The following is a 1,099-nucleotide window of genomic DNA, read 5'->3' on the forward strand; positions in this document are numbered from 1 at the left end:
GCCCGGCAGGTCGAACCGGTAGCCCGCCGAGGCCGCGATCGTGTCCGACCCGATCGGCAGGCGCCCCTGCGGCGCCGTCACCGCCACGTCGCTGATCCGCGCCTCGTAGAAGTCGTGCCGCCACGACACGTCCGAGGTGAACGGGCCGCTCGTCACCGCCGCGTAGGCCCCGAAGAACGGCACCCGGAACTGGCCCGAGGCCTGCGAGGACACCAGCTCGCGCCCGTCCGCGTAGACTTCGCCGCCCGTCAGGCCCAGATGCAGGTTGTAGCCGCTGTTGGCGATGTTGAAGACCGCCACGTCGCCCCCGAGCTGGAACCCGGCAAACCCGATCCGGGTCCGGTTCTGCCCCGTCAGCGTCGCCCCGCCCCCGAAATCCGCCGTGCTGGCGCTGCGGATCGTGGTCTCGCCGCCCGAGCCGCGCGCCCACAGGCCGAGCCCGTAGGTGTCGGGCAGGATGCCCGAGACCTCCGCCTCCGCCGCCACCGGCGCGGCCGCCGCCTGCCGGTTGAGCTGCGCCCAGCTCTTGTCGCTGCTCGTCACCCCGACGCTGCCGGTGGCCTGCTGCTCGCACAGCTTGGCCTCCCGGAACGCCTCCGTGCAGATCCGGTGCTCGGCCGGGCCGCTGATGAAGGCGCTGATCGACTGGAAGAAGCCCACGTTCAGCGAGGTGATCATCCCGGTGATGCCCGAGACCGAGGCCGCCGCCTGGCCCGGGTTGATCCGCGAGACGATCTCGTAGGAGCCGGCCGAGCCGGGGCTCGCCTGCAGGGCGTAGGTGATGAACCCGCTCGTCGGCAGCGGCGTGGCCGGGTCGACCTGCAGCTGGCCCGCCCCGCCGCCCGCCTGCACCACCGGGATCGGCGTGGTGAAGAAGGCCAGCCGCGGGCTGACGTAGTTCAGGCTGAGCAGGCTGGCGCCGCCGTTCGCGCCCGCGATCGCCAGCACGTCGCCGCGCTGGCCGGCATCGGTGCGCGACAGGTCGACGTCGATGGCGATCCGCGAGCCGGCGCTGCCGGCATAGCTTCCCGTCAGCGCCAGCCGGTCCGTGGTCAGCCCGTTCTGAAGGCTGATCCGGCCCGTCCCCAGGTTGTTGAAG

The 1,099-nt window shown here is 72.7% G+C and carries 1 pseudogene; it reads right to left on the reverse strand.

From position 1 onward, the window contains the following. Positions 1-1,099, reverse strand: a pseudogene (locus tag J2X36_RS26780) (hypothetical protein); the annotation flags it as partial.

Source organism: Methylobacterium sp. BE186, from assembly GCF_031457035.1.
GTDB lineage: Bacteria > Pseudomonadota > Alphaproteobacteria > Rhizobiales > Beijerinckiaceae > Methylobacterium > Methylobacterium segetis.